We start from the raw sequence: 26723 nt of genomic DNA, 5'->3' as shown, positions 1-26723 counted from the left end.
TCCCCTTTTTCATGTACCCACGAAACAATATCAAAGCTGATGGGAGGGAGGTAAATGCCAACACCAAGAAGTCCAAATGTGGACAAGAGAAGTGATGAACGCAAGCAGGCCGAAAAAATATATCTGGAAAGCAAAGGAAGCCTTAAACTTGTTGAAATTGCTGAAAAGCTAAAGGTTCCGGCCAACAAGGTACGGAAGTGGAAGTCCATGGACGGATGGGAGGCAAAGCTTAGCCCAACCAAAGCTGATAATGGCAAAAAAAAACAAGTGGAGCGTTCCACTTCGGATAAAGGGAGCGTTCCACGTAAGAGAGGTGCTCCGAAGGGCAACAAGAATGCAGTGGGAGGTAGAGGCAATCCGAATGCTAAGCCGCCAGATGCGACAAAGCATGGAGGGTACTCGGCTGTCTACTGGGATACGTTGGATGAAGACGAGAAGAATCTCATTGAGGATATGCCAAAGGATGAGGAAGAACTGCTGATAGAGCAGATACAGCTTTTCTCGGTCAGGGAACGACGGATTATGAAAGCAATCAACAAATACCGCAACAGCGAAAGCCCTGTGGCATTGGCATTTTCGCAGAGGTCGGAGCGGAAGCGGACATTTGAGAATGACGAGGATAAAGAGGAATATGCCAGAAGGATAGCAGAAAAGGTTGCTGCCGGAGAAAGACTTCCGGGCAATGAATATTCGGTATTTACCCAGACAGATAACAAAGACCAGATCATAGCAAGGCTGGAATCAGAGTTATCCAACGTACAGTCCAAGAAGACTAAGGCAATCGAGGCATTATCTAAGATGCACATTGAGCACCAGAAGCTTGATGGCGGCAATAAGGGCAATGACGTTGTAAGGATGTGGGCTGAGAAGGTGCTACAGAACAGGAGGGATTCGGATGGATGATAACCAATGGCTGAATGACTTCCTGGAGGACAGCATACCGAAATGGAAAGCTGATCCGGTAATGTTCATGAGAGAGGTTCTACTGTTTGAACCGGACGACTGGCAGATCGAGGTTGCACATGATCTGAGGGATTACCCGAGGGTATCGGTCAAGTCTGGCCAAGGTGTCGGAAAGACAGGTCTTGAGGCGGCACTGCTTCTGTGGTTCTTGGTATGTTATCCATATCCAAGAATAGTCGCGACAGCTCCGACGAAGCAGCAGCTTCATGATGTACTGTGGTCTGAGGTTGACAAGTGGATGAACAACTCTCCTTTGCTTCCTATGCTCCTTAAATGGACAAAGACCTATGTTTATATGATTGGCTATGAAAAGCGTTGGTTTGCTGTTGCTAGGACTGCTACAAAGCCAGAGAATATGCAGGGTTTCCATGAGGATAACATGCTATTCATTGTGGACGAGGCTTCCGGTGTTGCGGATCCTATCATGGAGGCAATCACAGGTACTCTTGCAGGAGAGAACAACAAGCTTCTGTTGATGGGGAACCCGACAAAGACCTCCGGAACATTTTACGACAGCCACACTGTAGACCGTTCGCTCTATAAGTGCCATACGGTCAATTCAGAACACAGCAAGCGTACCAACAAAGAGAATATCGAAGCCATGAAGCGGAAGTACGGAGCGGATAGCAATGTTGTTCGTGTTCGTGTTTATGGAGAGTTTCCACAGCAGGAAGATGATGTATTCATCCCCATTTCATGGTTAGAGCAGAGTTGTAAGACGGAGATATCCGAGAGGACAGCAAGGGCATTAGGCATATATACAGACGATAAAGGGCGGAAATATCCACAGGACCCGTCACTAATAGATAAGATTGAGATTGGCTGTGACGTTGCCAGATTTGGTGATGATAAGACATGCATAGGCTTCCGCATCAATGAGGTTGTGAAGATATTCAAGAAGTACAACGGGCAGGACACAACATGGACAGCCAGTAATATAGCAATCCTTTATAAACAGCTGAGGAGCAAATATAAATATACTGGTCCAATAGGTATTAAAGTGGATGATGGCGGTGTTGGCGGCGGTGTCGTTGACCAGCTTCGCAGTTATGCAAGAACAGAGCCTGCGGTATGGCAGGATTCACACCTGCTTCCAGTCAATTTCGGACAGCCTATCAGCCATCGGTATTACGTGGATTCCACAACGTACATGATGGGTGTGGTTAAGGACTTGATTGCTCCGTTTGATGAAGAGGGGCGACCGCATAAGCCGGAGATACTGCTTCCTGATGATAACGACCTCATAGGTCAGCTGTCGTGTAGGAAGTATTCTTTTACAAGTAACTCAAAACAGAAGGTTGAAAGCAAGAAAGATATGAAGGACAGAGGGCTTACGTCTCCGGATGAAGCCGACTGCATACTGCTTGTCTGCTTGCCTATGACGTACAAGAAGAAAGGAGGGAAAAAATAATGTCTGAGGAAAAACCGGTCAGACAGGTTGGTGTCAAGATTGTGAAGGCAGATAACTTCGGGGAGACACCAACGGTTTTTGTTGAAAGCCAGAAACCGATTGAAAAGTCAGATAAAAGCGAACAGCTGAGCATGGTAAATGCTGTAAATGCATCTGAATGGATTACGCACCCTATCGACATGAGAGGGTTGAAGGAGCTGGTAGACAATTCCACTATCCTTCCGCAGTGCATAAGAGCATATAAGAGCAATATAGCAGGCTTTGGAATCAGCGTTGGATACCGCGAGGACTACGAGGAAGAAACCACAGAGATGCAGGCGGAATGGAATGCGATGGAGAGAGTCATCGATCTGCTCAATATGGACTGCATGTCGAAGGAAGTCTTCGAGAATGTGATTCGGGACAGAGAGACATTCGGAATATCATATTGCGAGGTTATCCGGGATATGAAAGGGAATGTCGTACAGCTGGAGTTTATCATTGATACTCCGTCAATCGACATGACATATCCGTTAGAGCCTTATATCGAGACAGAGTTTTTCTATAAGGGCGAGAGAATGATGCGAAAGAAGAAGTTCAGAAAGTTCCGACAGAACGTAGCCGGCAGGACAGTTTACTTTAAGGAGTTTGGAGATCCGCGAATTATGGATAAGAGAACTGGAAAATATGTCACTGAGGAAGATACGGAGCCGGTCGATATTGACGATCAGGCGAATGAGATAATTGATTTCAGACTTGGCAGTATGCCTTATGGAGAAGTGCGGTGGATAGGACAGGTACTCACTGTTGACGGAAACAGGAGAGCAGAGGTTCTGAATAACGCATACTTCCGCAAGGGCAGGCATACACCATTGATGATACTGGTTAAGGGTGGAACGCTCTCTGGTGATGCATTCACGAAGCTCCAAACATACATGAATGAGATCGAAGGGGAAAAGGGACAGCATTCGTTCCTGATTCTTGAAACAGAGAACAATGAGACGGGTGCAGCGTTCCAAGACCAGAAGCAACCGGAGGTCGAAATAAAAGACCTTGCCTCAATCCTACAGAAAGATGAATTGTTCCAGGAGTATCAGGAGAATGGCAGGAAGAAAACACAGTCAGCTTTCCTGCTTCCAGATCTGTATGTCGGATACACGACAGATTTTAACAGAGCTACTGCACAGACAGCTATGGAGGTTACTGAAAAGCAGGTATTCCAGCCGGAAAGAACATCTCTTGCGTGGGTAATCAACAACAAGCTGCTGAATGGATATGGATTCAAGCACGTTGAAGCTAGGTTTGATGAACCGGATATAACCAATCCGGACGATATTCAGAAGATACTCAATATCACAGAGAGAGCCGGAGGACTAACACCGAACCTTGCCAAGGAGTACACCTATGAAGTCCTCGGTAAAGATGGATGTGCTGACTATGACGGAGAATGGGGAAACGTTCCTCTGGCATATTCCAGAACAGTCACCCAGAGCCAGCTACAGGCGAATTTAGGAGCGGGAGCAGGGGAACAACCGCAAACGACCGGAAACGAGCCTACAGGTCAAAATACAAAGCCACAGGGCAATGAGAAGACGGTTACCGAGGAAGAACTTGCCATACTTGACGGACAGATAAAGAAAGCAGAGCTGAATGATGCAGAGCTGGTTCCAATTATGAAGGAAATCAGAAACGCATTGGGAGCATACCGAGAGAAAGCTGGTGATTGATATGGCTGACAAGTCGAAGTATTACCAGATGGTGGCGGAAGCAATTATCGCTCATGCTGATCCAATCTATGATGCTATAGACAGATACTTGGCAAAGGCTGACGAAGACCTTGAGGACGAGCTGAAGGAGGAAGGCTACGCAGAGCCGAAGGATACAGTGTCGGAGATAAACTCTTTAGAGGAGGAAATCGCCGACATTCTTCATTCCCAGACTACTGCTCTTGTCACTGCTCTTAAAGCCGCAGATGGAGATTGGGATGCCGCACAGGAGAATGTATCTGATATGATCGATGAAGACGACATAGCGGAACAGGTTACCGAAGCAGCCAATGCGATGTATGAGCTCAATATCCCGAAGCTGGCAACAGTATATATACAGGAATCAGATGGAGAGCTTGTGGTAGACACTTTACGGCAGAGAACATCTGAATGGTTCGCCTCATGGAGCGAACAGCTCGGCAATCTGATGAAAGTAAACACCCATAAGCAGATCACTGACCTTATCCAGGAAACGATAGCGAATGGGGATGATATTGCAACGCTGACACGCAAGATTATGGACGGAGGCTGGCGAACGGAATACTACCAAGCGAAACGTGTTGCTGTAACTGAGGTACTTAGGGCACACAGTGTAGCGAAAGAGGAAGCCATTCAGCAAAGCCCGGTTGTTGATATGAAAGAGTGGCGACACACAGGGGTACATAAGATTAAGCCTCGCCCGAACCATGTTGCTATGGACGGGCAGATGGTGCCGAAAGACCAGCCTTTTGAAATGCAGGGCAAGGAAGGTGGCACATATTATCCTATGTTTCCTCGTGATCCGAACCTTCCGGCAGGCGAAAGCATAAACTGCCATTGTATTCACAGGGGAATCGTTAATCAGGAAACCTTGGGATTGCCTATTGACGAACGGAAGAAGATGCAGCAGGCATTCATTGACAATGACGATGGAAGCTGGGAGAAAGAGCAAAGCGAGAAAGAAAAAGCTAAAGCAGGAATTGTTCCGTATGAAGCAACGCAGAGCAGATCTGTTTCACAGGCAAACACCAAAGCCGCAGACAAGTGGGCGAAAACTCACCTAGGTGTCAAGAAGACGAATTATACGAAACAGGACATTAAGGCTGTTAATCGGGTAAATCGTGCTATGCAGAGACTTTACAAGGAATATCCGCAATTAAATGGCTTCATTGACGAAATCCGTTTTGTTGATAACCTTGGAACAGATGCCGCCAGAGCTGCAATCAGCAAGAAGGGTTCAGAGATAAAAACAGTTCTGAAAATATCGAGCTCTCATTTTGCGGACCAGAAAGTTATCAATAATCTGATAAAATCACAGGTTGAGGAAGGAAATTGGACACCGAAGTCCGGTGCTTATGGAATTCTGAAACATGAGATGGTTCACATGGTTACATATAAGAAAACCATAAGTATGTATGACAATCTGGATGATACATGGAAAGCCATTGATGGAGATGTGTTCTGCAAATCCATTATGGAAGATGCTATGAGTGCTTGCAATTTAAAGGTTGATCGTAGTATAATTAAGCAGAAGTTAGGTATATACGCAGCAAAACGTCCAGATGAATTTGTTGCAGAAGCCGTATCTTCCACAAAGAACACTAAGTTGGAGAAAACGGTCAAGAAGCTGTTTAAGGAAAGGACTAGTGAATAATATGTTAATTTATCCTTCGGAACTTGCAGGAAAAATTGAATATGATGAATCTGGTACCTTGGTGCCGACGTGTGAGCTTACGGAAGAGGAACAGAAAATCTTTGATGAGTTTGCCGAGGCTGACAAACGAGAATCTGAGGAAAGATTTAATACAGACTAATTATTGCGAAATTAGCATCCGAGAGGGTGCTTTTTTTATTGCCTTTTTTCGGTAGGGAGGTGGCATCGTGAGTTACAAGCAAAGGCATTCGTATCTGATGCAAAAGTTGTACATTTTCCGCTACTTGCTATGAGGAAGGAGGTGATCCTATTATCTCGGAGCTGTCCGTTAAACAGTAAATAAACCAGAAGGAGGTTTGAGAGTATGCCTAAGATTGCGAAAGCATACGCAATTACAGATGCAAAAATCAGCTTCGTATCGTTGGTTGACAAGGCTGCGAATAAAAAGCAGTTCCTGATTACTAAATCAGAGGACGGTGCCGCAAATTTCGCCACGTTTGGACGAATTTTGAAGGCAGACGCAGACAGCCACTTTGTGACCGGTATTGTGTATGAGCCCATGGTAGAGGATACACAGGGCAATTACATGACGGAGGAGGAGATTACCAAGGCTGCTTATTGGTTCGCCAAGAACGGCAATCAGGTAGACCTTCAGCACTGCTTCAAGAAGTGTGACGGAGCAGAGGTGGTCGAATCCTATGTTGCAAAATGCGATATGGAGATTGAAGGAGAAACGATCAAGAAAGGCACATGGCTCATGACCATGGAGATTACGGACTCTGATGTATGGGATTCCATTCAGAAAGGGGATATCACAGGATTCTCTATGGGTGGTGTTGGTGTCTACTCTGAGGAAGATGTAGAACTTCCGGTAGAGAAGCAGGAAGAGCCGAAAGGGCTTTTTAGAAAGCTTGCAAAGGCTATGGGCTTCGATGTCGTTGAGAAAGGTGATGTGAAGAACAATTTCAAACGACGTGTGAAAGAGGATAACTTCTACTCTGCATGGTATGCGCTTAGAAGCTGCCTGGAAGGCAATTTCTACAATCCCGATACTGGCTCCTGGGAATGGGGATATAACTCTGACGAGGAGACCATCAAAGACGCTCTCACAGATTTCAATGATATTGTCACGCAGCTTCTTACGAGTGATGGCAGTATTGTTAAGTCATTGGAGAAGGCGGCAAAGGAAGCTCATGCGCCTGTTGAAAAAGCAGGAAAGAGTATCAGTACCAAGAATCTAAGTGCACTTAAAGGCATTTATGATACGCTGGGTTCATTTTTGTCTGAGTTCACTGATAATTCAGAGGGCGAAGGTGGAGACACAGTAGCAAAAAATAACGTCAAAAAGGAGGACGACGAAATGAAGCGAGAAGAAGTTCAGCAGATGGTAGGGGATGCAGTGGCAAAAGCAATGGAACCTATCACAAAACAGCTCGAAGCTATCACAAAGGGCGAGGGCGGCGAAGGAGAAGGCACACCTGCAGAACCTGAGTCTGATGTAAATGCAGACGATGTAGCTAAGATGGTGGGTGAGGCAGTTTCCAAGGCCATGGAGCCTGTTACAAAGGCAATCGAGCCGCTCTTGAAGAGCAGAGCACTTCCGGGCAACCTCAATTCTGCCGCAGGCACTGTTGAGAAGCAGGAAGCAGAACAGCACTACATGACAGGCATGTTCTAAGCAAAAAAGAAGGAGGAAAAATATTATGCCTACAAATCAGCAGATCATTAACAAAGCCGGTACTGCAATTCAGACCGGCAGCCTTACTCATGGACTTTTACAGCCGGAGCAGGCAAGAAAATTTATTCAGCAGACATTCGAAGCGACCAACCTCGGACCTCTGGTAAGACACGTCATGAGAACATCAAAAAGCGGTGAGATTGACAAGATTGGTATCGCATCCAGAATTCTTCGTGCCAAGGTCGAGAACACAGATGATGGCTACAGAGCTGGTGTAAATACCAACGTGATCGAGTATGCCTGCAAGGCCGTTCGTTTACCTTGGGAGATTACTGAGGAAACCCTTCGTGAGAATATCGAAGGTCAGCAGTTAGAGGCAGTCATTACAAACCTCATGACCACACAGCTTGGTGTTGACCTTGAGGACCTGTATCTCAATGGCGACGAGAAAGCTTCCCAGGTAAAGGAGTTTAACAGCTCAGATACATTCGCTATCGGAGACATCGTAACCAATAACAAGAAGCTGTACAAGTTCATCAAAGCACATACTGCGGGTGCATGGAATGCTTCCGAGGCGATTGAGATTGGAGCAGCTGCAGATGCAGACTTCTTAAAGCTCAATGATGGTTGGATTAAGCAGATCAACGGCGGCGGTCATGTATATGACGCTTCCAGTGAAAACTCCATGAAGCTGGACATCTTCTACAAGACACTCCAGAAGCTGCCTAATAAGTACAACAATGGAAAGCTTCGTTGGCTCATGTCCCCTAAGAGAGCACAGGAGTGGGAACTTTATCTGATGAATCAGGTAATCGGCAAAGGCGGAGCTGTTCCGGAGAATGTTTACACTCAGCCGGTACACATTCCTACTGTTTCCTGTCCGTCTATCAGTGACGATAAGATTATCCTTACGGATCCGAAGAACCTCGTTGTTGTAAACACCTACGGTATGAAGATCAGAAAGACCACTGAGGGCAAAGAGGCGATCATGCAGGATAAGAGATTCTATGTATGCCACCTTGATTATGATCCGATCATCGAGGAGCTTGACGCTACTGCGATTATTACTGGCTTGCCTTCTCTTGATTAAGGAGGTGCCTTATGAAACGATTATCACTTAATACCGGGCTTTCTTACTCTATCAGAGGCTTCTCCTGTGTAAAGGGGGAGCCTTTTGAAGTTGAGGACGGACTGGCAGAACAGCTTCTTGCTACCGGCAGATTTGATGAACAGCCAGTGATTGCTAATCCTGCGGTGGAATTGAATACCGATAACACGGGAGCTAGCGCAGAAGACGAGGAGCCGGAAGCTCCGGAGAATGGAGCTAGCGCAGAAGCAGGAGTTGAGGACGGACTGACAGCAAGCAAAGTATCCCATATGCGTAATGCCGACCTTTTAGCTCTGGCCGAAGAGAAGAATATCAGCCTTGAAGGATGCAGCAAGCATGACGAGTATGTTGAACGTATCAATGGTGCTCTCGGACTTGTAGATTTTTCTAAGCTTGGATTAGAGTAGGAGGAACACATGCAGAGACCTTGGGTACAGCCTGCGGAGGTAAAAGAGTATTCTGAATCTGCCAAGGTGGCGGCAAGGTCTGATGTTCGACTTGCCTATGATATAGCCAGAGCAGAAAGATATGTTATTTACCATACGCATAACAGATTTGATACAGAAGAGTACGAAAAAGAGCTGCCACAGGATGTCCGGATGGCAGTTATTTTATTGGCTGAAGCTTATGCCAAGCAGGCAATTACACAGAAGGAGGGAGCGAAAAGCTCAGAGACCTTTGATGATTACTCCTACACCATGGACAATGATTCAGACATTGCCGAAAATCTGGGGCTGGCTCTGATGTTAGATGATTACATCATCCAGCCTGATAACGGCAAGGTGACAATGAAAATTAGGAAGTTATAGGAGGCGCTTATGGCATTTGAGGATTTACTGGACCATAGGTGTGATATTTATCACATGGTAAAAGGGGAAAAGGATATGGGGTTTGCAATCAAGCAGACAGGTTTCTCATATCCGAAGGTTCCGGACGTTGAAGATGTAGCGTGTCATTTCAATGTGAATGCTAATGCAGAACTTACTCAGACGGAATCAGCGAACGAATTCATATACTCTGGGAAATTACAGCTTCCGGCAGATACGGACGTTCGTGTCAATGACAAGGTTGTTGATAAGAATACCGGACTGGCATATACAGCGGAAATGCCTCACAACATTAGAGACCATCACATTATGGTAAATATTCAGCGGAAAGGAACTGTGAAAGGGGCATTATAGTGGCTACAACTTATGTAAAGATTGACACTTCAGATCTGAAAGGATTTGTTGGAAAACTGGATAAAGCAGCTCAGGGAGAATTCAAGAAGGAATTGGTCAACTTCATGGAAGGCTTAGGGTATGAATTCCTCAGAATTGTGCAGGACGAGATCATCCGGAAACAGACAGTTGACACCAGACTGCTTCTGAATAGCTTCTCAAAAGGGGAGCAGGATAACGTTTTTGTGCTGAATGAGGGAAGCATGACTATAGAAGTCGGCACCAATGTGAAATACGCAGAGTATGCGGATAAAGGTCACTGGCTGAACCCAAAAGGGGTAAATACCAGGTTTGTTCCGGGATACTGGCAGGGAGAGCATTTCATCTATGAGCCGGGAGCTAAGACAGGAATGCTTTTGAAGCAGAAATGGATTGAAGGCTCACATTACTGGGGAGACGCAGTCCGCTGTATTGAGGATATGCTTCCTGGGCTCATGGAACAGAAGATGGAACAATGGTTACAACAATTTTTTATGTAGGAAGGTGAGGAAATGCTGGAATTTGAGATTGCGGCTCTTTACTACTTTGTTGCCGGCATTCTGAACCTGCCGGCATATTTTGATGAAGTGCCAGAGGATATGGAAATCCCTTGTGTATTTTATCCTTCTCCGCACCAGAAAAGCGGGGATTTCTCAACAAACACATACGCTACGACATTTACCTTATATGCGAAGGTGATGGACATTGACAATGTTTCCGCAGGAGGAAAGTGCTCGCAGATAGTACATGCAATAAGCGGGAATCGCTATAAAGTGCCGCTGGTAGATGAAAAAGGAAAACGGACAGGAAATAACTTCCGAATAGACAGCATGGAAGCGACCAAGGCGGACGAGGGTGTGTGGCAGATTGAGATTTCATGGAAGCGATACACGAGATTTAACGAGAAAGCAGCAACACTGGCAAGGGAGTTCTATTTCAATGGCACTCCTATTGCTGAGCAAATAGAAGGAGGTCAAAATGCCGAGTAGAAGACAGTCAGATGCAGATAAAAAGGTTACGGAACAGCCGACTGCAGAGAAAGTTATGGAACAGCCGACTGCAGAGAAAGTTATGGAACAGCCGACTGCAGAGAAAGTTATGGAAGAAAAGAAGTTCTCCTTAGATGAGATCAGAAAGAGTTGCATGAAGCTGTTTCATGTGACATCAAGCACTTTTGCAGGAGCAACTGCAGATCTTCCGGATGGTGAGTATTCCATCCAGGAAGTACATGAACACATTAAAGCATGGTTAGAAAAGGAGGTATAGTAAATCATGGCTGGTGGAACTTTTGAAGTAAATGTTTCAAAGAAAAGACCTGGAGATTATATTAACTTCAAGTCAAAACGTCAGCAGAGCCCTAACGGATCCACAAGAGGTACCGCACTCATTCCATTGATCGGGCTTGGATGGGGACCTGACAAGGGGATTCTGAAATTGACCTCTGCGTCTCCGGATGCGGAGGTGGCAAAGCTTGGACACAGTATCTATGACACAAACGACTTTATGCTGCTAATCAGAGAGGCATTCAAGAATGCTGTTACCGTTATTGTTTACATTATCAACAATGGAGACAAGGCAACGAAGACAGCAGGAGGAATGACCATTACGGCCGCATATGGCGGTACCAGAGGAAATGATATTGCTGTTGCATGCGTGGCAGAGGCAGGAGCTTCTACTTTCGCAGTGAGGGTATATCTTGGTGCAGACAAGGTGGAGGAGTACACAGGGCTTACCACAATCGCTGATCTGATTGCGGTAAACTCTGGTAAGTATGTTGTGTTTTCAGCAACATCCACATCCGCAAACCTTACTGCATTTGCATCCACAAATCTTGAAAGCGGAACGGACGGAGCTGTGCAGAACACCGATATCACAGCATTTTTGGATGCTTCCGAGAAGATCAAGTGGAATACAATGGCATTCCCTAAAGACGAGTCCTCACAGAAGACTGCGGTAATCACAAAGATTAAATATCTTCGTGAACAGTGCGGAAAGACTGTGCAGGCAGTACTTCCAGATGCCGAATCTGACTACGAAGGAATTATCAATGTGACAAACTCCTATGCGGTAGATGGTCAGGAGCTTACCAATGCACAGGCTTGTGCGTGGGTGGCAGGTGCGACAGCAGGAGCAGACAAGACCACATCCAATACATATGTTGCGGTTGAGGGTGCTACGGATGTTGTCGGCTTAAAGACCAACGAGGAAGCAATCGAAGCTATCTCCAACGGAGAGTTTTTCTTCTCTATGTCCGAGGAGGATGAAGTAATCGTAGAGTATGATATCAACAGCCTCCATAAGTTCACAACGGAGAGAACATCAGATTATTCCAAGAACAGAGTAATCCGCGTATATGACAGCTTTGCAGATGATCTGAAGCTGACATTCCCTCCGAATAAGTTTGACAATGACCCGGATGGATGGCTTGTCATGGAAGGCCTTGGAAGAGCACTTCTCCAGAGTTATGCGAAGCAGGGAGCAATCACGAACGTGGATGCAGAAAACGACTTCTACGTTGATCAGAGTAAGAGTATCGGAGACGAGACGTTCTTCAATGTCGGACTGCAGGCAGTAGATTCAGCAGAGAAACTGTACTTCTCTGTATCAACAAGATAAGGAGGATGAAAGAATATGGGCGAGAACAGAAAACCACTCAGCCTTAAAGAAGGTCACATCTATATTGATGGAGTAGAGGTAATGGACGCAGTAAAGCTTACGATTGTTTACACTCCTACGGTATGGTCTGGCAAGATGCTGGGCGATAAGGGAACAAACAGACGCTGGCTTGGCAGAGATATTACCGGAAGCATTGACGAGTACCGCACTACTGCAAGATGGAATAATATCGTTAAGCAGTATGAGAACTCTGGAATCACTCCGGAGCTTACAATCCAGGGCATCAGAACCGATAAGGATTCTGATTTCTACGAGGTAAGCGGAAGCGAGTCCGTAACAGTGACTGGAGCTGTACTGACAGGAGATATCAATCTCATTTCACTTGACACAGATGGAGATGTAGTAAAGGACAGCATCAGTTTTGGCGCCAAGAATATGTCCTAAGCAGGACAGTCATGAACAGCAGAGGCATACGCAGAACTTCGGTTTTGTGTGTGCCTTTTTTACGTTCAAAATCATGCAGACAGATTAACTACTGTCTATGGAACTTAAAGTGTGCTACAGGTCAAAATAGAGGCCTGAGAATAGAAAATAGGAGGTCATTATGGCTAATAAAGATTTGAGATACTTCATGCGTGAGGAAGCAAAGGTGGAACAGATTGTTACGGTTCCAGGTCCTGAGTCCATCAAGGACGAGAATGGCAATGTGATTCAGCTGGAAATTAAGCAGTTGCACAACGACACTATTGCGAAAATCAATGAGATGTATGAATCCAAGACACCTCTCAAGGATAAGAAGGGTAATTTCATTGTTCAGAATGGCAATGTTGTATATAAGGTCGAGAGAGACAGAAACAAGGCAGCCCGCCACCTCATGGTAGAGGCTCTCGTTTATCCTGATCTGAAGGACAAGAAGCTCATGGAATACTTCGGATGCGTGGACATTACCGAAATGCCGCTTAAAGTATTCCCTACCAATAAGGAATACGGACACGTAAGCAAGCAGGTGTTAAAAGTTCTTGGCCTGACGGAGGAGGACGATGAGGCTAAGGAGACCGAAGACGCAAAAAACTGATTGAAAGCAAGGGCACTTTGGAGTATTGGGCACACGTCCTCTGGCAGAGGCATGGTCTCAGACCAGAGGAATTTGAGAGAATGCCCAAGCGAAAAAGAGGTTTCTTTATAGCTTCCGAGCTTGTAGAAACTGAAGACCCTTGCAGACGAGGAGTATATTTGCTGTCCGGTCGGAAGGGAGGCGATAGGTAGTGGCTGGATTATCGGTAATATTTAAAGCCATCGATGAAATAAGCGATAAGTTGGATGCTATGTCCAGTGCCGGTAATAAAACACTTGACGCTTTCGACAAATTATCGGATACAGCGGATAAGGCATTTGCAAATACCACAGAAGAAACACAGAAAGCCACAGAAGCAATGGAAAAGGCGGCGCAGGCAACCGATTACTGGACGGATGCAGTTGGCAATTATGATAAGGGCTGTCTGGAAGCGGTTTATTCAACAGAAGAACTTGTAAATATGGGCTTTAAGACAGAGGATGCACTGAAAGCAGAAGCGGATGCGGCGGAGGAAGCGCAGAATAAGACAGAACAGCTCGGAGAGGAAATGGATAAAACGAGCAAGAAATCAGAGGATTTCGGGGACAAGTCAAAAAATGCGGTGGTAGGACTGGATGATATTCTTGCTACAGTCGGAATTGTGGCGGTACTGAATAAAATAGCGGATGCATTTTCAGATGCCTCTGATAAAGCTACAGAGTTCGAGACGAATGTTGCCATGGTATCTACGGTAGCCGACACCACCGTGCTGTCCGCAGATCAGCTTTCTACACAGATATCTGGATTATCAAAGGACACTGCAAAGAACGTAAATGAGCTTGCGGATGCCACTTACAATGCAATATCAGCCGGTGTCGCCACGGAGGGAGCGGTAGAAACTGTAGGAGAAGCGTCAAAGCTTGCCACAGCGGGCTTTACATCGTCTGCATCTGCCCTGTCTGTATTAACGACAGCCCTCAATGCGTATCAGCTGGAAGCTTCCGAGGTAACGAATATCTCGGATAGCTTGATTACATCCCAGAACTTGGGTGTTATGACAATCGACCAGTTGTCAAGCAGCATGGGTAAAGCTATCAGTACGGCATCCGCTTATTCGATTGATCTTTACAATCTGGAATCAGGATACATCAGTCTGACCAAGGCGGGTGTAAGCGTTGAAGAATCCACGACCTATATCTCCAGTATGTTCAATGAGCTGGGTGATTCCGGCTCGGAGGTTGCCGGAGTAATCATGGAGGAAACAGGACAGTCCTTCGGACAGTTGATGAAGTCAGGATATTCATTGGCAGACGTTCTGGAAATTCTCTATAACAGCGTGGATCAGGACAGTGAAGCATTGATGAACCTGTGGGGCAGTGCAGAAGCCGGAAAGGCTGCCAACGCTGTTATCAATCAGGGACTTGATACATTTAATAACAATCTGGATAAGCTGAGAAATTCAGCAGGAACAACGGAGAGAGCTTATTCTGCTATGACGAATACTACGCAGTATGCGACAGAACGTATGCAGAATAGCTTCAATAACCTCGCAATCGCCATTGGAGACGACATAAACCCTACGGTGACACAGTTTAAGAATGGTATAGCAGATATTACAGATGGATTTACAGAACTTATCACGAAACATCCAGCAATTTCCGCACTGCTTACTGGTGCGGCTGTTGGGATTGGTGGTGTCACTCTTGCACTTACTGCGTACACCGCTGTTACAAAGGTAGCGACTGTAGTTACAGCGGCAATGGGGACTACTATGTCGGTAGCCCTTGGACCGCTTGCGTTGGTTGCAGCAGCAATCGGAGGAGTTACAGCGGCAGTTATTTATCTTAATAATACAGAAGATGAGATGGCAAAGGCGCAGGAGAATCTTACTCTATCGTCAAAGGAGACACAAAAGGAACTCGATAAATTACAAGATCAATATGCAGAACTTGAAGAAGCTGGACAGGCAGATACAGTTGCGGCATACGAATTAAAAAACCAAATCGACGAGTTGAGTGCTTCGTTTGAGGAAAATAAAGAGACTATAGCAGATCTTGTTGCACAGACCGAGGAATTACGAACGGCATTGGATGAAATTGATAGCAAATACGAAGAAACAATGAGTGGAATTGATGATAGCGAATCTTCCTCAAAATCTTTAATCGCTCAACTTGTAGCTATGCAGGAAAATACAAATCTATCTGGTGGGCAGTTGGAAATTATGCAAGGCATAGTCGATAGACTGAACAATTCCTATGAGGGATTAAACCTCACGCTTGACTCTACAAACGGAAAACTGAACATGTCGGTGGAAGATTTATGGCAGGCGGTTACTGATTCCGCAAATCAGGAGAAAGCACAGGCAAACATGGATAAGCTTATGGATTATATAGGACAGTACCAAAATGCACAGTCCACATTTGATGAAGCTAATAAGTCCATGAATGCAGCATATGAAGAATATCAGAAAGCTCTTGATGAAGATTGGTCGGAAGAACATCCATTCTTAGCATGGTCGGGTTTAGCTGATGGAGCTGAAATGAACTGGTCTGGATCGGTAAAAGATGCCTATAACGAGTATAGTGTGCTTAAAGATGCGACTGCAGATGCAGAAGAGGAATTTAATCGTGTCACAGATGCCATTCGTGAATGCTATGAAGAAATGGGGTACTCTGAGGAAGAAATCGACAGCATGATGTCAGAACTTGCTCTTGCGTCTGCATCAGCAACAGAGGCTTCTGAGATATATGAGCAGCAGAGAGAGGTACTGGAGAGTACATCTGACGGATACAACGAGGCAAGCAGTGTCATTCAAGGCTATTCGGCACAGCTTGAAGAATTGTGCACAGCCTATGATGATGCTTACGATTCAGCTCTGCAGAGTGTTCAAGGTCAGTATGATTTATGGACAGAGGTTGAGGATGTAACAGCAATGACATCCCAGAGTATCAAGGATGCGTTGCAGTCACAGATAGATTACTGGAACTCATACAACGAGAACATGAATTCTCTTACAGCCAGAGCAGACGAAATCGAAGGATTGTCTGATATGCTGAAAGATTTGTCAGATGGCAGTGAGGAGTCAGCTGCAATGCTGGCCGGCATGGAAAGCATGAATGATGCAGATCTGTCAGCAGTAGTGAAGCAATACAATGACCTGCAGACAGCTCAAGGCGATACAGCAACCAGTATGGCAGAGTTGGAGACGAATTTTTCTGATTCCCTTACCAAGATACAGACGGATATGGAAACAGCTGTTGATAATCTAAACCTGAGTGATGAAGCGAAGGCAAATGCGAAATCCACTATGGATGCCTATGTGAAGGAAATTCAAGACGGAGTATCGAAAGCCCAGAGTGCAATCAATTCCCTAAGCTTTGCAAACACCACTCTAAAGGGCGGTGGATATCATGCATACGCAGAAGGTACCGTAGATGCGGAACCGGGACTTGCACTGGTCGGCGAGGAAGGTCCGGAGCTTGTCAATTTTGGTGGCGGAGAAGTTGTTTATACAGCTGATGAAACAGCTAACATACTTGCAAAAGATACATCTTCGGACAGTTTCTATGTGGAGCCGGAGCAGGCGGCTAATGATACAGTAGGCGGCGACAGGACAGTGACTTTTAGAGTAGAGGGTGCTGGAGAAATGAAGGTAACCGGAAATGGTGTCACAAAGGAAGATGTTGTAAGCCTGTTAATGTCGAACATGAAGGATGCTCTTATGGGTATCATTCAGCAGGAAATTGAGGAGGAAGGAGATTTGTCGTATGAGTTCTAATTATCAATTAGCAATGAAGCTGAACAGCATTTTTCGGTTTCCGGTTCTTCCGGAAGAAATAGAAGTGTCGTATGGCAGTGACAACTCCAACCTCAAGGTGTATGGAGTTGGTGAGTGTACGATTATACAGGACAGTGCAGCTGCGAACATTAGCTTTTCGAGCTTTTTCCCGAAGACTTATTTCAGCGGATGCAATTACAGCAACATTCCGGATCCGAACACAGCAGTAGCACAGGTTTTGGCAATGAAGAACACCAAGAAGCCGGTGCGGCTTACTCTTACCGGAGGCATGGGAATATCCATGTATGCCACCATTGAGAAATTCAAAACATCAGAGGTTGGCGGCGATCCTGGAACGGTGCAGTTTGACATTACCTTCAAGGAGTACAGAGAAATCACCATGCGTCAGATCAAGGTGAATGTTACCACACAGAAAGCTACTGTTTCACAATCCTCTCCAAGGGTGGATAACACTCCGGCGGCACAGACATACACAGTGAAAAAGGGCGACTGTCTTTGGAACATCGCAAAGAAGTTCTACGGATCAGGAGCTAAATATACCGTTATTTACAATGCGAATAAAGGTGTTATTGGCAGTAACCCAAATCTGATTTATCCCGGACAGGTTTATACCATACCGGCAGCATAGGAGGTAGCCATGGCAATACAATTTGTAATTATCCATAACGGAACGGGCTATGATGTGTCAAATATGTTCGAGGAGATCACTTGGAGCGGCAGGAAAGGAGCTGCTCCAAGGTCTGTCAGTATCACTCTGATGGATGATGATGGATACAATCATTCAAGGGTTACGGTAGATTGTGCCAATGGAGACCAATGTGTTTTTTATGAGGGCGGCAAAGAGCTGTTCCGGGGCATAATCACAAGCCATAAGCAGAGTAATTCTAAAAAGCTGGTGGTAAAAGCCTATGACAATGCTTATTATCTGGCGAACAACAAGGATTCATTCTGCTATACAAACAAGACGGCCACAGATATATTCAATGATTGTATGTCAAGGCTGGGAATGACAGGAAATGCGGTTGATACAAGCTATGTAATACCGGAACTTCCAAAAGCAAAGACAACTTATTATGATGTGATGCTCGATGCGTTAAGCACAACGTATAAAGCCACAGGGGAAAGATATTATATTTCTTCCGAAAATGGCACGATTTATTTAAGAAAAAGAGTGGAAAATGCCATGCAGTGGGTATTGGAAGCTGGGAGCAGTCAGTCAAACCTCACCAGTTACGAATACTCCAAGAGCATTGAGAAGATAAGAACCAGAGTAAGGCTCCTGTCGAAGGAGGATGCGATAGTGTATGAGAAAGCCAATACCGAGCTGGAATCGAAGATTGGTACCTTCATGGAGGTAAAGTCGGTGGACGATTCCTACACAGCCGCACAGATGCAGGAGCTGGTCGAATCAATCTTTGATGAAAAGGGGACACCGGAGCAGAGTTTGAAGGTCTCTGGCATGGGAGTATCGGAAGCTGTATCCGGAAAATGTGTTTATGTTATCATCCCTCATCTTGGATTAAAACGGTCTTTTTTTATTGATGAAGACACCCACAAGTACACAAGAGAAAGCCATACAATGACCTTAAAGCTTAACTTTGCAGAGCCTGTGACAAAATCATCAGGCTCAACACAGACAAGCTCTGAACACAAGATAGGAGACGTTGTGCAGTTCAATGGAGGTTACCACTATGTGAACAGTACCGCAAGCAAGCCTACCGGCTCCAGATGCAATGCAGGTCCGGCCAAGATTACTCACATTGCAAAAGGCAAGGCTCACCCATGGCACCTAGAGCACACAGACAGCAAGAGCAGGGTGTTTGGTTGGGTTGATGATGGCACATTTAGTTAGGAGGATGGATTATGGCAGATCAGGAAACACCTACCGGAATAAAACAGCTGATACAATCAATGGCACCGGAAGCACCGAGTGTGAAGGAGGGAATTGTAACATCCGCCTCTCCACTGGAAGTCACGCTGAAGAATGATGCAAAAATGGTATTAACCGCCAATTCGCTTGTGGTACCGAGAAGCCTTACGGACTACCAGGTCGAGGTTGATCTGGAAACGGGAGCCGGCTCTCTCATATCAAAAACGAAGACGGACGGAAAGCATACACATGAGGAACTAAGCGGAAGCGATGATGGAGCACATTCCCATTTTCTGGCAACATTTACTGTCAGAGACGGAGTTCTTATGATTCATAACGCACTAAAGAAAGGCGATACCGTTTATCTGCTGGCATTCAACAGCGGAAAACAATATTACATTTTGGACAGAAAGGGGTAATCAGATGGCGGTTGACATAGCTATTCCGGTTGCTGCCATTGAAGACGAGGAAACGATCACATCAAGAACCTACGCTATAGACTGGGAAGCTGGTCGGATTGCCGGATTCATAGATGAGCAGGAGGCTGTTAAGCAGTTCATAAAGAAAGCCCTTCTGACACCTCGTTTTCATTGCCTTATTTATGACAGTCAGTATGGCAGCGAAATACGTGACAGTGTTATAAGGAACACTGCAACAAGAGAGTATATAGAGGCAGAAATGCCCTTCCTTATCAGAGACACACTGATTCATGACGCGAGAATTCTGGATGTTTACAACTTCGGGTTTGAATTTAAGGATACCTATCCGCATCAGGACAGTGTGATCATATCGTTTGATGTAGACACAATTTACGGAAGCATACAGACAAAGGAGGTGATTTAGGTGTTTGAAGAATTTACGGAAGATTACTTTATGGATCAGGCGAGAGCTCTTGGTGAAGAATACGGGGTGGATACCAGACAGGGAAGCTTATTTATGGATGCTGCCACAGGTCACTGCATCCGTATTGCAAAATTCATGAATGATCTCAGTACAGCCTTTGAAATGCTGGCAGTTGATACCTGCACCGGAGATGTTTTGACGGAAAAGGCGGCTCAGGATGGCATTTACAGACAAAGTGCCACTCCATCCTACTATGAAGTTTCATTTACCGGCACAACTCCGGAGCTTGGAAGCAGGTTCTTTGTGGATTCCTGCTACTTCAAGCTTATATCGAAGGACGACAGGTTTTTGCTGGAGTCAGAAGTCCTTGGAACTGCGACCAATTCTATCCTGCCCGGACAGAATGTCGTGCCAGTCTACGAAGTCAACGGTCTTGAAGCATGTACGCTTGGCTCTCTTTATATTCCGGGAGCTGAGGAAGAAACAGACGATGATTTAAGAAGCAGATGGCAGGAAAAGAAAACAGGACCGGCACAGAATAATAATCGTTCACAATACAAAGTCTGGTGCGAGGAAAGAGCGGGTGTAGGCAGGGCACACATATTGCCGTTGTACGGAGGCGAAAATACCGTTAAGGCTGTCATATATTCCACAGAGGGCGGAATCCCCGCTAAGAGCATATTAGAGGACGTACAGAGTTATATTGATCCGATTGTGGAAGGGTATCAAGTTACTGTCAACGGCAAGGCTCTTACGTTCAGTGATGGCTTAGGAGATGGGGTATCTGATCTGGGAGCTCATTTTCTGGCGGCTGCTCCGGAGGCGGTTGATATTTCGGTATCATTCAGTGCGGATTTGAAAAGCGGGTACAGCAAGCAGACAGCACAGACGGAAGTCCAGAATGCAATCAAGACTTATTTCAAGACACTGGTTGTCGATGGAGACGAGGATATTACTGTGAGAGTGTCCTCAATTGGTTCGCTGATTGCGTCGGCAGAAAGCATATTAGACTATGTTCCTGCTTCTCTGAAGCTCAATGGCTCTACTGAAAATGTAAAGGTAGGGAAGGAGAGCGCACCTGTTCTGAAGGAGGTGCTGATCGATGCTTAGTACAGTATTTTACAATCAGCAAAGAAGCGGATACGAGGAATTACTTTCCTACGGTCCGCTTTTTTATCGGGATTTGTTGGAAATGGACACCAACTACAGATTTGCAGGAAAAACGCTTGATGTAGGTGCGGAAGGGCTTGAAAAGCTTATGCAGGATCAGTTCATCGATACTGCAGATGAGGAAACGATAAGCCGGTGGGAAAAATGGCTCAATCTTCTTCCTGATTCACAGACAGATCTCGAATACAGAAGAAAAAGGGTGAAGCTGTTCTGGAATGGCGGAGACAAGTTTTCCGGTTCACTTATTAAGAGCATAGTGAAGAATTATACAGGATGTGATGAAACTCCATCCGTAAGAATGACAACAAGACTTACCATTTCGGTACAGATAAAAGAGGAGAATCAGGTATATATATCAGACCTTGAGGCTCTGATAGAGAAAATGAAGCCAGCACATATCCTGGCAGAAGTCCTGCTCATAAGCACCACAAAGATAAAGTTCCATACCAGTATCACACATTATGTATTTCCATATGAATTGTGTGGAACAAAGCCGGATATAGCAACCGTAGGTGCATACATTCCATCCGGCATGAATGTCGGCACAATCAGCAATGATGTGGTATATCCGCATATGCCAAGTGACGAAAACATGCTCGCAGGAACGTATCCAACAGATACCACTAAGGGCATGGTTCTTGAAAATGGTGTAAATATACGTACCAGTTCATCTGATATTGTCTACGGTCATTTACCGAGCTCAGAGGAGCAGGAAGCCGGCACATATCCGGAGAACACCACAGTAGGCATTTCTTACGAGGATAAGATTACTATTAGCACAAATGAGAGTTCTGCATTGATAGCATACGAACAATGTGGAACCAACCCTGATATTGCTACATTAGGTCAGCAGAGCGAAAACAGAGTTTCATTTGGAACTTCCGAAAGCTCTGCTGTTTTAACATATGTAGAATGCGGTACAAATCTATGTGGAGAGGAGGGATTGTAGTGGCTTGGCAGAAAACATTTTTGGATAAAAACCGCAGATGGTGGCTGCGCAAGATTGCCCGAGCACAGTATTATGCTTCGGCAACCGGGAAGTGGTACGAAGGACGATTCACTGAAAAGAGTATGTCTGGAAATACCATGACATTCAAAATCGAGACAACCGATGAAATGTCAATAACTATTACCAAAGTACGACTGCTTGATGCAGACGGAGACGTTGCGTATGAAGGCAACCGGTCTATTGTCAAGAGCTCAACGGAAGGTGCGTTGATCCAGATCGACGTGCCTATGGTAGAAGAATAGAAGGAGGAAAGACATGTTTGACAGAATGCTTTGGCAGGACAATGTAAGAGATCCTGCAAGAACATACAAAGCTACTCAGAATGCGGACGGAACTGTGACAATGGAGCCTGCCGGGAAACTCATGCAGCATGGCACCAATCAGAGTGCAGAGAACTTCAACCGCATTGAGGAAGCTATCCAGGATTCACAGATTGCACAGCAGATTATCTTTCAGCATCAGCTTCAGTTTGAAGACGATCACGAGGAAAGAGTAAGCGGCCTTGAGACGGAGAACATTGTGGAAACGGGTACTGTTACCCTTACTAACACATTGAAGTATCCGTTCAATAACGGCGATAAGACCATAAATCTTACCAAGACAAGGAAGACAACTAACTACCTTGTAGAGGCGAGGGTGACGGACTTTTCCGGTGGGCTTCCTGGGGAATTATCGGTATCAGATAAGGCTCTTAACGGATTCAAACTTGGATTTGACGGAAGTGCCACATCAGTAACAGTTAAATACATTGTAAAAGGAGGAATTCTTTCATGAAAATTGTAGAGAAAAACGCAGGCACCAAGATCGATTACGAAGTGAGCGGTACCAAGATCACGTTCGCTGACGAGCTTATGTTAAATCTGGCCAAGCTCCAGAAGGATGAGCCGGAGCATAAGGATATCTGTTTTGATGATGATGGAGATCTTGTAATCGGCACAGCATCCGGAAAGTGGTATGTGGCAGAAGTCGATATTCCAGCCAAGGAATATGAGGAGCATGAAACAGATGGAGAAGATGGAGAGAAGGGAATCCAGATGGTTGCAAAGCCTCTTAACATGGATGATGTCACACTTACACTTTGGAGCATTGATGAGAGAGAAAGAGTAGAGGAGGTATAAGCACTATGGCAAATTTTGATTTAGCAGCAATGGCACTTAAAGCAGTGTGCCCTACAAATGATATTCTTTATGATGATAAGGGGCTTCCTTCCGTCATGGTTAAAATCCCGAAATTCAAAATCTCACAGGTTATCCCTGGCGGAGCAGATTCCGTACATCCTGCCTTTATCGTCAATGGGCAGGAAGTTGATGCAATCTACATTTCCAAGTACCAGAATATTGTGAACAACAACAGAGCGTACAGCCTTCCTTGTGAAGACCCTAAGACTTCTGTTAATCTGGATCAGGCAATCAGCTACTGTACACAGAAGGGCGACGGATGGCACCTTATGACAAGGGCTGAATGGGCGGCAATCGCTTTGTGGTGCAAGGCAAATGGCTGTCTGCCTAAAGGTAATAACAACTATGGCAAAGATGCTTCTGAGGGTGGCTATAAAGCAATTCCCGCTCCAGGAGTAAATGATTCCGGAAGAACAGCCAGAGTATTGACCGGAACTGGTCCTGTATCATGGAGCCATGACGGCACTCTGGAGGGTATCTGGGATTTGAATGGAAACATCTGGGAGTGGAATGGCGGTTCCAGAACTGTAAAAGGAGAACTGCAGGTGCTTGTTAATAACAATGCTGCGGATCTCGACCATTCACAGGCAGCATCCAGTGCACAGTGGAAAGCCATTGATGCGACAACCGGAGCGTACATTACCCCGAACGGATCTGGAACTACAGCGAACTCTATTAAGCTTGACTGGGTATCTGGCAAGATTACCTATTCTGCAACAATCACCACTCAGGCTGACACTTCTCGTGATTGTGCTTTCGCAAGCGTTACCTGTGCGTCTTCTGTATCAGCGGCAGCTCAGGCAGTGTTAAAGGCATTGGCCTTTCTGCCTGCAAGTGCGACTGCATCTGAATACGAAGACGACCATATGTGGATGAACAATGGAGCCGACGAGAGAGCGTTCTTCTCTGGTGGCAATTGGACCGGCGGTGCTAATGCGGGTCTGTTCGCCTTGTACGGCAACTATCCCCGCTCGAACTCGTACTGGGACCTCGGCTTCCGCTCCGCTTATGTAGACCTGCCTACTGAGTAATGTGTTCTGTCTACCCCCACGATAGTGGGGGTATATTTTTTGGAGGTTACGATAACGGAATACGTGATAATGTAACAAAATGGCATAAATTCTAACAAGGATGCTAAAATAACTTGTGTTTTTAACGGGAGGATGAAAAAAGAATGGAAGAAATGAAGATACAGCAGAAGGTCTTTGAGATGATGGAATATGCTTACGTGTGTTTGCAACAATTTCCAAAGTCTGAGAAGTTTGCCTTAGTTGTGGATATAAAGCGGTGTATGAACCTTATCCTCGAAAGAGTAGTCGAGGGGTCTAAGAAATATTATAAAAAGACAACTTTGCAGGAACTTGATGTTGAAGTGACAAAGTTAAAAGCATATATCCGTCTTTCTTACAAGCTTGGATTCCTTCCGATCAAAAAATACGAAATCTGGGCTGAGAAAGTCGTTGAAATTGGTAAAATGGTAGGCGGCTGGATCAAGAATGTCCAGAGATAGGGATTGCGGTGTAGCGTTCTACTCTGGTGGCAATTGGAACAACGGTGCTAATGCGGGTCTGTTCGCCTTGAACGGCAACAATCCCCGCTCGAACTCGAACTGGGACCTCGGCTTCCGCTCCGCTCTACCAAATAGTCAGATGCTGACAGCTCAAGGGCTGTCTCCCAGTACATGGTAGGTAAAGGACTGCTTTTCCTTGCCATAGGCAAAAAATTAAAACTGTGCACACACCGATAGTAGGCATATCCAAATTCCGTGTGTGCCAAACTGGAGAAACAATGTCGATAAAGAATGTTTATTATGAAATAACATCATTTGAAAATCTGCTCAGAGCAGATAAGAACTGTGCGTCACAGCACACTGACAAATGGGAGATTATAGAGTTCAGAAGGAACCTTGAGGAAAATCTTCTGAACTTGAGAGACAGGCTCAGGAGACTGGATATTCCACCAGTGCGGTATCGCAGCTTCCTTGTATTTGATCCAAAAGTAAGAAAGGTTATTTACACTGATTACACCACGAAAGTGATTCAGAGGGCAATATATGACGTTCTATATGAGCCAATTCAGAGAGGATTCATAACTGACACATACGCATGTGTTACGGACAGAGGACAGCACGAAGCGGTTAGGAGACTTGCTTCGTGGTTTCGTGAGTTTAATGGTAGAGGACAGTATGCGTATTATTACAAGTTTGATGTTAGAAAATTCTTTTACCGGATTGACCACGAAGTTTTGATGAATATCATTAAAAAGAAGATCTCCGACAAATACACTGTAGAGCTTATGCGGTACTATATGTGCAGCACACAGCGACCGTTCGGGATGCCACTTGATGGCAACCATCTTACAATTACGGACGATGAAATGCTCTGGGATAAGGGAATCGCCATAGGAGGCGGACTGTCACACATGATTGGGAATATGTATCTTGATCCGCTGGACCAGTACGCAAAAAGAACCCTTGGGATAAAAAAATACATCCGATTTGCAGATGATATCATTATCACTGATACAGATAAGGTAAAACTGAAGGAATATGGGAAGCTGCTCACTCAGTTTCTCAATGAAAAACTGCTACTTGAATTTAATGATCGGTGTGCACTCCGGCCAAACAGGTGTGGGTGTGAGTTCGTGGGATGCGTAATCTATCCAGATCATGTTCTTTTGAGGAAAAGCACTACTCTGAGAATGAAAAAGAACCTTCGGAGAGTGGCAGAAAAATACAAAAAATATGAGGTATCCTTCGATTACTGCAAGCAGGTGGCAGCCAGCTACGCAGGAATGCTTGAGCATGTTGATGGAAACCGCTTTAAGGATAAACTGTGGGAAGATTTTGTACTCACACACAATATGGAGGAATAGCATGGGTAAGAATGATTTGGAGCTTCTTGAAATCTATATGGACATGGTTGAAAAGCAGGATGAAATCATATATCGAATGACAGCTTTACTGAAAAGCTATGTCAGAGAGATACATAACCTGCGGACTATAAATGGATTCTTTGAAGTGGATTCAAACCAGGAGATTGACGAGAAAATTTTGGAAGAATGTATGGATCAGTACGAAGAAATGAAAGAATGAGAGCCGGAAGTCTCTTTTTTCTTTGGAAAGGAGGCAGTGAATGGAGGAGCCAATCACAAGGGCAGAGTACGAGGAGTATCAGAAACGCATTGAGGATGAAGACCACCGTCAGAACAAGAGAATTGAACAGTTGGAAGAAAACACCAAGCAGATCAATGCTCTTACGGTATCAATTGAAAAGCTGGCACAGTCTGTTGAGAGCATGGTCAAAGAGCAGGAGGCACAAGGAAAACGTCTCGTGTCTTTAGAAAGCAAAGACGGTGAGATGTGGAGAAAGGCCGTTGGTTATGTGATCACAACGATAATTGGCATTGCCGTAGGCTTTGTGTTTACACAGATAGGTATGTAGGAGG

31 protein-coding genes are annotated in these 26723 nt (G+C 45.3%); all 31 read left to right on the top strand.

The annotated features are described in order from the left end of the window. Positions 1–54: 54 nt before the first annotated feature. The 31 genes from terS to ACTQ1L_RS01560 all read left to right on the top strand — a co-directional run bounded on the left by terS (position 55) and on the right by ACTQ1L_RS01560 (position 26719). The gene (gene terS / locus ACTQ1L_RS01710) at positions 55–903 is read left to right on the top strand and encodes a phage terminase small subunit (protein WP_441365226.1); all 849 of its coding nucleotides are present in this window, start codon (positions 55–57) and stop codon (positions 901–903) included. After that, positions 896–2374, top strand: a complete 1479-nt coding sequence (locus tag ACTQ1L_RS01705) for a terminase B (RefSeq protein WP_118389183.1) — start codon at positions 896–898, stop codon at positions 2372–2374. Before terS ends, ACTQ1L_RS01705 begins: the two co-directional genes overlap by 8 nt. Then, on the top strand, positions 2374–4080 hold the full coding sequence (locus ACTQ1L_RS01700; RefSeq protein WP_441365225.1) for a phage portal protein: 1707 nt from the start codon (positions 2374–2376) through the stop codon (positions 4078–4080). The genes ACTQ1L_RS01705 and ACTQ1L_RS01700 overlap by 1 nt, the downstream gene beginning before the upstream one ends. Position 4081: 1 nt before the next feature. Continuing rightward, positions 4082–5752: a phage minor head protein gene (locus ACTQ1L_RS01695; protein WP_441365224.1), complete on the top strand. Its 1671-nt coding sequence runs from the start codon at positions 4082–4084 to the stop codon at positions 5750–5752. After that, a complete protein-coding gene (locus tag ACTQ1L_RS01690; RefSeq protein ID WP_158572531.1) occupies positions 5745–5912 on the top strand; it encodes a hypothetical protein in 168 nt (55 codons plus the stop codon). Before ACTQ1L_RS01695 ends, ACTQ1L_RS01690 begins: the two co-directional genes overlap by 8 nt. Positions 5913–6116: 204 nt before the next feature. After that, positions 6117–7430 carry an XkdF-like putative serine protease domain-containing protein gene (locus ACTQ1L_RS01685; RefSeq protein WP_441365223.1) on the top strand — a complete coding sequence of 438 codons (1314 nt, stop codon included), beginning with the start codon at positions 6117–6119 and terminating at the stop codon, positions 7428–7430. A 25-nt stretch (positions 7431–7455) separates the two neighbouring features. Further along, positions 7456–8520 (top strand): hypothetical protein, encoded by a 1065-nt coding sequence (locus ACTQ1L_RS01680; RefSeq protein ID WP_055237771.1) that lies wholly within the window; start codon positions 7456–7458, stop codon positions 8518–8520. An 11-nt stretch (positions 8521–8531) separates the two neighbouring features. Then, positions 8532–8945, top strand: coding sequence for a hypothetical protein (locus tag ACTQ1L_RS01675; RefSeq protein WP_441365222.1), 414 nt, complete (start codon positions 8532–8534; stop codon positions 8943–8945). A 9-nt stretch (positions 8946–8954) separates the two neighbouring features. Further along, positions 8955–9347 (top strand): DUF3199 family protein, encoded by a 393-nt coding sequence (locus tag ACTQ1L_RS01670; RefSeq protein ID WP_441365221.1) that lies wholly within the window; start codon positions 8955–8957, stop codon positions 9345–9347. 9 nt (positions 9348–9356) lie between these two features. Beyond that, on the top strand, positions 9357–9719 hold the full coding sequence (locus tag ACTQ1L_RS01665; protein WP_441365220.1) for a DUF3599 family protein: 363 nt from the start codon (positions 9357–9359) through the stop codon (positions 9717–9719). Next, complete coding sequence (locus tag ACTQ1L_RS01660) at positions 9719–10237, top strand: HK97 gp10 family phage protein (RefSeq protein ID WP_306765753.1); 519 nt, start codon at positions 9719–9721, stop codon at positions 10235–10237. The genes ACTQ1L_RS01665 and ACTQ1L_RS01660 overlap by 1 nt, the downstream gene beginning before the upstream one ends. Before the next feature lie 12 nt (positions 10238–10249). Further along, a complete protein-coding gene (locus ACTQ1L_RS01655) occupies positions 10250–10726 on the top strand; it encodes a hypothetical protein (RefSeq protein ID WP_118389195.1) in 477 nt (158 codons plus the stop codon). Beyond that, the gene (locus ACTQ1L_RS01650) at positions 10716–11003 is read left to right on the top strand and encodes a hypothetical protein (RefSeq protein WP_441365219.1); all 288 of its coding nucleotides are present in this window, start codon (positions 10716–10718) and stop codon (positions 11001–11003) included. Before ACTQ1L_RS01655 ends, ACTQ1L_RS01650 begins: the two co-directional genes overlap by 11 nt. 6 nt (positions 11004–11009) lie before the next feature. Beyond that, positions 11010–12353, top strand: coding sequence for a phage tail sheath family protein (locus tag ACTQ1L_RS01645; protein ID WP_441365218.1), 1344 nt, complete (start codon positions 11010–11012; stop codon positions 12351–12353). A 15-nt stretch (positions 12354–12368) separates the two neighbouring features. Beyond that, positions 12369–12797 carry a phage tail tube protein gene (locus tag ACTQ1L_RS01640; protein WP_055237758.1) on the top strand — a complete coding sequence of 143 codons (429 nt, stop codon included), beginning with the start codon at positions 12369–12371 and terminating at the stop codon, positions 12795–12797. 160 nt (positions 12798–12957) lie between these two features. Continuing rightward, a complete protein-coding gene (locus ACTQ1L_RS01635; protein WP_118389203.1) occupies positions 12958–13428 on the top strand; it encodes a phage tail assembly chaperone in 471 nt (156 codons plus the stop codon). A gap of 190 nt (positions 13429–13618) precedes the next feature. Beyond that, on the top strand, positions 13619–17185 hold the full coding sequence (locus tag ACTQ1L_RS01630; protein WP_441365217.1) for a phage tail tape measure protein: 3567 nt from the start codon (positions 13619–13621) through the stop codon (positions 17183–17185). Beyond that, a complete protein-coding gene (locus tag ACTQ1L_RS01625; RefSeq protein ID WP_055237752.1) occupies positions 17175–17834 on the top strand; it encodes a LysM peptidoglycan-binding domain-containing protein in 660 nt (219 codons plus the stop codon). The genes ACTQ1L_RS01630 and ACTQ1L_RS01625 overlap by 11 nt, the downstream gene beginning before the upstream one ends. 9 nt (positions 17835–17843) lie before the next feature. Then, entirely contained in the window at positions 17844–19058 is a 1215-nt protein-coding gene (locus ACTQ1L_RS01620) for an XkdQ/YqbQ family protein (RefSeq protein ID WP_118389207.1), read from the top strand. 11 nt (positions 19059–19069) lie between these two features. After that, positions 19070–19495: a DUF2577 domain-containing protein gene (locus ACTQ1L_RS01615; RefSeq protein WP_118389209.1), complete on the top strand. Its 426-nt coding sequence runs from the start codon at positions 19070–19072 to the stop codon at positions 19493–19495. A gap of 4 nt (positions 19496–19499) precedes the next feature. Then, the gene (locus tag ACTQ1L_RS01610) at positions 19500–19919 is read left to right on the top strand and encodes a DUF2634 domain-containing protein (RefSeq protein WP_441365216.1); all 420 of its coding nucleotides are present in this window, start codon (positions 19500–19502) and stop codon (positions 19917–19919) included. Further along, complete coding sequence (locus ACTQ1L_RS01605) at positions 19920–21029, top strand: baseplate J/gp47 family protein (protein ID WP_441365215.1); 1110 nt, start codon at positions 19920–19922, stop codon at positions 21027–21029. Continuing rightward, a complete protein-coding gene (locus ACTQ1L_RS01600; protein WP_441365214.1) occupies positions 21022–22038 on the top strand; it encodes a putative phage tail protein in 1017 nt (338 codons plus the stop codon). The genes ACTQ1L_RS01605 and ACTQ1L_RS01600 overlap by 8 nt, the downstream gene beginning before the upstream one ends. Next, complete coding sequence (locus ACTQ1L_RS01595; protein ID WP_055237740.1) at positions 22038–22340, top strand: hypothetical protein; 303 nt, start codon at positions 22038–22040, stop codon at positions 22338–22340. Before ACTQ1L_RS01600 ends, ACTQ1L_RS01595 begins: the two co-directional genes overlap by 1 nt. 13 nt (positions 22341–22353) lie before the next feature. After that, positions 22354–22872 carry a hypothetical protein gene (locus ACTQ1L_RS01590; RefSeq protein WP_441365213.1) on the top strand — a complete coding sequence of 173 codons (519 nt, stop codon included), beginning with the start codon at positions 22354–22356 and terminating at the stop codon, positions 22870–22872. Then, a complete protein-coding gene (locus ACTQ1L_RS01585) occupies positions 22869–23216 on the top strand; it encodes a hypothetical protein (RefSeq protein ID WP_349192855.1) in 348 nt (115 codons plus the stop codon). Before ACTQ1L_RS01590 ends, ACTQ1L_RS01585 begins: the two co-directional genes overlap by 4 nt. 5 nt (positions 23217–23221) lie before the next feature. Beyond that, positions 23222–24307, top strand: coding sequence for an SUMF1/EgtB/PvdO family nonheme iron enzyme (locus tag ACTQ1L_RS01580; protein ID WP_441365212.1), 1086 nt, complete (start codon positions 23222–23224; stop codon positions 24305–24307). A gap of 143 nt (positions 24308–24450) precedes the next feature. Continuing rightward, positions 24451–24786 carry a diversity-generating retroelement protein Avd gene (avd, locus tag ACTQ1L_RS01575; RefSeq protein ID WP_055237734.1) on the top strand — a complete coding sequence of 112 codons (336 nt, stop codon included), beginning with the start codon at positions 24451–24453 and terminating at the stop codon, positions 24784–24786. Between the two features lie 278 nt (positions 24787–25064). Beyond that, entirely contained in the window at positions 25065–26150 is a 1086-nt protein-coding gene (locus tag ACTQ1L_RS01570; RefSeq protein ID WP_441365211.1) for a reverse transcriptase domain-containing protein, read from the top strand. A gap of 1 nt (position 26151) precedes the next feature. Next, complete coding sequence (locus ACTQ1L_RS01565; protein WP_055237730.1) at positions 26152–26370, top strand: hypothetical protein; 219 nt, start codon at positions 26152–26154, stop codon at positions 26368–26370. Between the two features lie 40 nt (positions 26371–26410). Beyond that, on the top strand, positions 26411–26719 hold the full coding sequence (locus ACTQ1L_RS01560; protein WP_441365210.1) for a hypothetical protein: 309 nt from the start codon (positions 26411–26413) through the stop codon (positions 26717–26719). The last annotated feature ends 4 nt before the right edge of the window (positions 26720–26723 follow it).

The sequence above is a fragment of the Agathobacter sp. LCP21S3_B2 genome, assembly GCF_052118705.1.
Classification (GTDB): Bacteria; Bacillota; Clostridia; order Lachnospirales; family Lachnospiraceae; genus Roseburia.
The sequence above is the reverse complement of the archived record's forward strand: the minus strand, read 5'-3'. Positions and strand labels throughout refer to the sequence as shown.

Bases quoted from the DNA above. Each gene is read 5' to 3' on its own strand.
- ACTQ1L_RS01615 (WP_118389209.1), top strand. From the start codon at position 19,070: ATGGCAGATCAGGAAACACCTACCGGAATAAAACAGCTGATACAATCA.
- ACTQ1L_RS01670 (WP_441365221.1), top strand. From the start codon at position 8,955: ATGCAGAGACCTTGGGTACAGCCTGCGGAGGTAAAAGAGTATTCTGAA.
- ACTQ1L_RS01665 (WP_441365220.1), top strand. From the start codon at position 9,357: ATGGCATTTGAGGATTTACTGGACCATAGGTGTGATATTTATCACATG.
- ACTQ1L_RS01680 (WP_055237771.1), top strand. From the start codon at position 7,456: ATGCCTACAAATCAGCAGATCATTAACAAAGCCGGTACTGCAATTCAG.
- ACTQ1L_RS01635 (WP_118389203.1), top strand. From the start codon at position 12,958: ATGGCTAATAAAGATTTGAGATACTTCATGCGTGAGGAAGCAAAGGTG.
- ACTQ1L_RS01570 (WP_441365211.1), top strand. From the start codon at position 25,065: ATGTCGATAAAGAATGTTTATTATGAAATAACATCATTTGAAAATCTG.
- ACTQ1L_RS01700 (WP_441365225.1), top strand. From the start codon at position 2,374: ATGTCTGAGGAAAAACCGGTCAGACAGGTTGGTGTCAAGATTGTGAAG.
- ACTQ1L_RS01590 (WP_441365213.1), top strand. From the start codon at position 22,354: ATGTTTGACAGAATGCTTTGGCAGGACAATGTAAGAGATCCTGCAAGA.
- ACTQ1L_RS01685 (WP_441365223.1), top strand. From the start codon at position 6,117: ATGCCTAAGATTGCGAAAGCATACGCAATTACAGATGCAAAAATCAGC.
- ACTQ1L_RS01655 (WP_118389195.1), top strand. From the start codon at position 10,250: ATGCTGGAATTTGAGATTGCGGCTCTTTACTACTTTGTTGCCGGCATT.
- ACTQ1L_RS01620 (WP_118389207.1), top strand. From the start codon at position 17,844: ATGGCAATACAATTTGTAATTATCCATAACGGAACGGGCTATGATGTG.
- ACTQ1L_RS01705 (WP_118389183.1), top strand. From the start codon at position 896: ATGGATGATAACCAATGGCTGAATGACTTCCTGGAGGACAGCATACCG.
- ACTQ1L_RS01610 (WP_441365216.1), top strand. From the start codon at position 19,500: ATGGCGGTTGACATAGCTATTCCGGTTGCTGCCATTGAAGACGAGGAA.
- ACTQ1L_RS01640 (WP_055237758.1), top strand. From the start codon at position 12,369: ATGGGCGAGAACAGAAAACCACTCAGCCTTAAAGAAGGTCACATCTAT.
- ACTQ1L_RS01560 (WP_441365210.1), top strand. From the start codon at position 26,411: ATGGAGGAGCCAATCACAAGGGCAGAGTACGAGGAGTATCAGAAACGC.
- ACTQ1L_RS01650 (WP_441365219.1), top strand. From the start codon at position 10,716: ATGCCGAGTAGAAGACAGTCAGATGCAGATAAAAAGGTTACGGAACAG.
- ACTQ1L_RS01645 (WP_441365218.1), top strand. From the start codon at position 11,010: ATGGCTGGTGGAACTTTTGAAGTAAATGTTTCAAAGAAAAGACCTGGA.
- ACTQ1L_RS01675 (WP_441365222.1), top strand. From the start codon at position 8,532: ATGAAACGATTATCACTTAATACCGGGCTTTCTTACTCTATCAGAGGC.
- avd (WP_055237734.1), top strand. From the start codon at position 24,451: ATGGAAGAAATGAAGATACAGCAGAAGGTCTTTGAGATGATGGAATAT.
- ACTQ1L_RS01600 (WP_441365214.1), top strand. From the start codon at position 21,022: ATGCTTAGTACAGTATTTTACAATCAGCAAAGAAGCGGATACGAGGAA.
- ACTQ1L_RS01565 (WP_055237730.1), top strand. From the start codon at position 26,152: ATGGGTAAGAATGATTTGGAGCTTCTTGAAATCTATATGGACATGGTT.
- ACTQ1L_RS01585 (WP_349192855.1), top strand. From the start codon at position 22,869: ATGAAAATTGTAGAGAAAAACGCAGGCACCAAGATCGATTACGAAGTG.
- terS (WP_441365226.1), top strand. From the start codon at position 55: ATGCCAACACCAAGAAGTCCAAATGTGGACAAGAGAAGTGATGAACGC.
- ACTQ1L_RS01580 (WP_441365212.1), top strand. From the start codon at position 23,222: ATGGCAAATTTTGATTTAGCAGCAATGGCACTTAAAGCAGTGTGCCCT.
- ACTQ1L_RS01625 (WP_055237752.1), top strand. From the start codon at position 17,175: ATGAGTTCTAATTATCAATTAGCAATGAAGCTGAACAGCATTTTTCGG.
- ACTQ1L_RS01695 (WP_441365224.1), top strand. From the start codon at position 4,082: ATGGCTGACAAGTCGAAGTATTACCAGATGGTGGCGGAAGCAATTATC.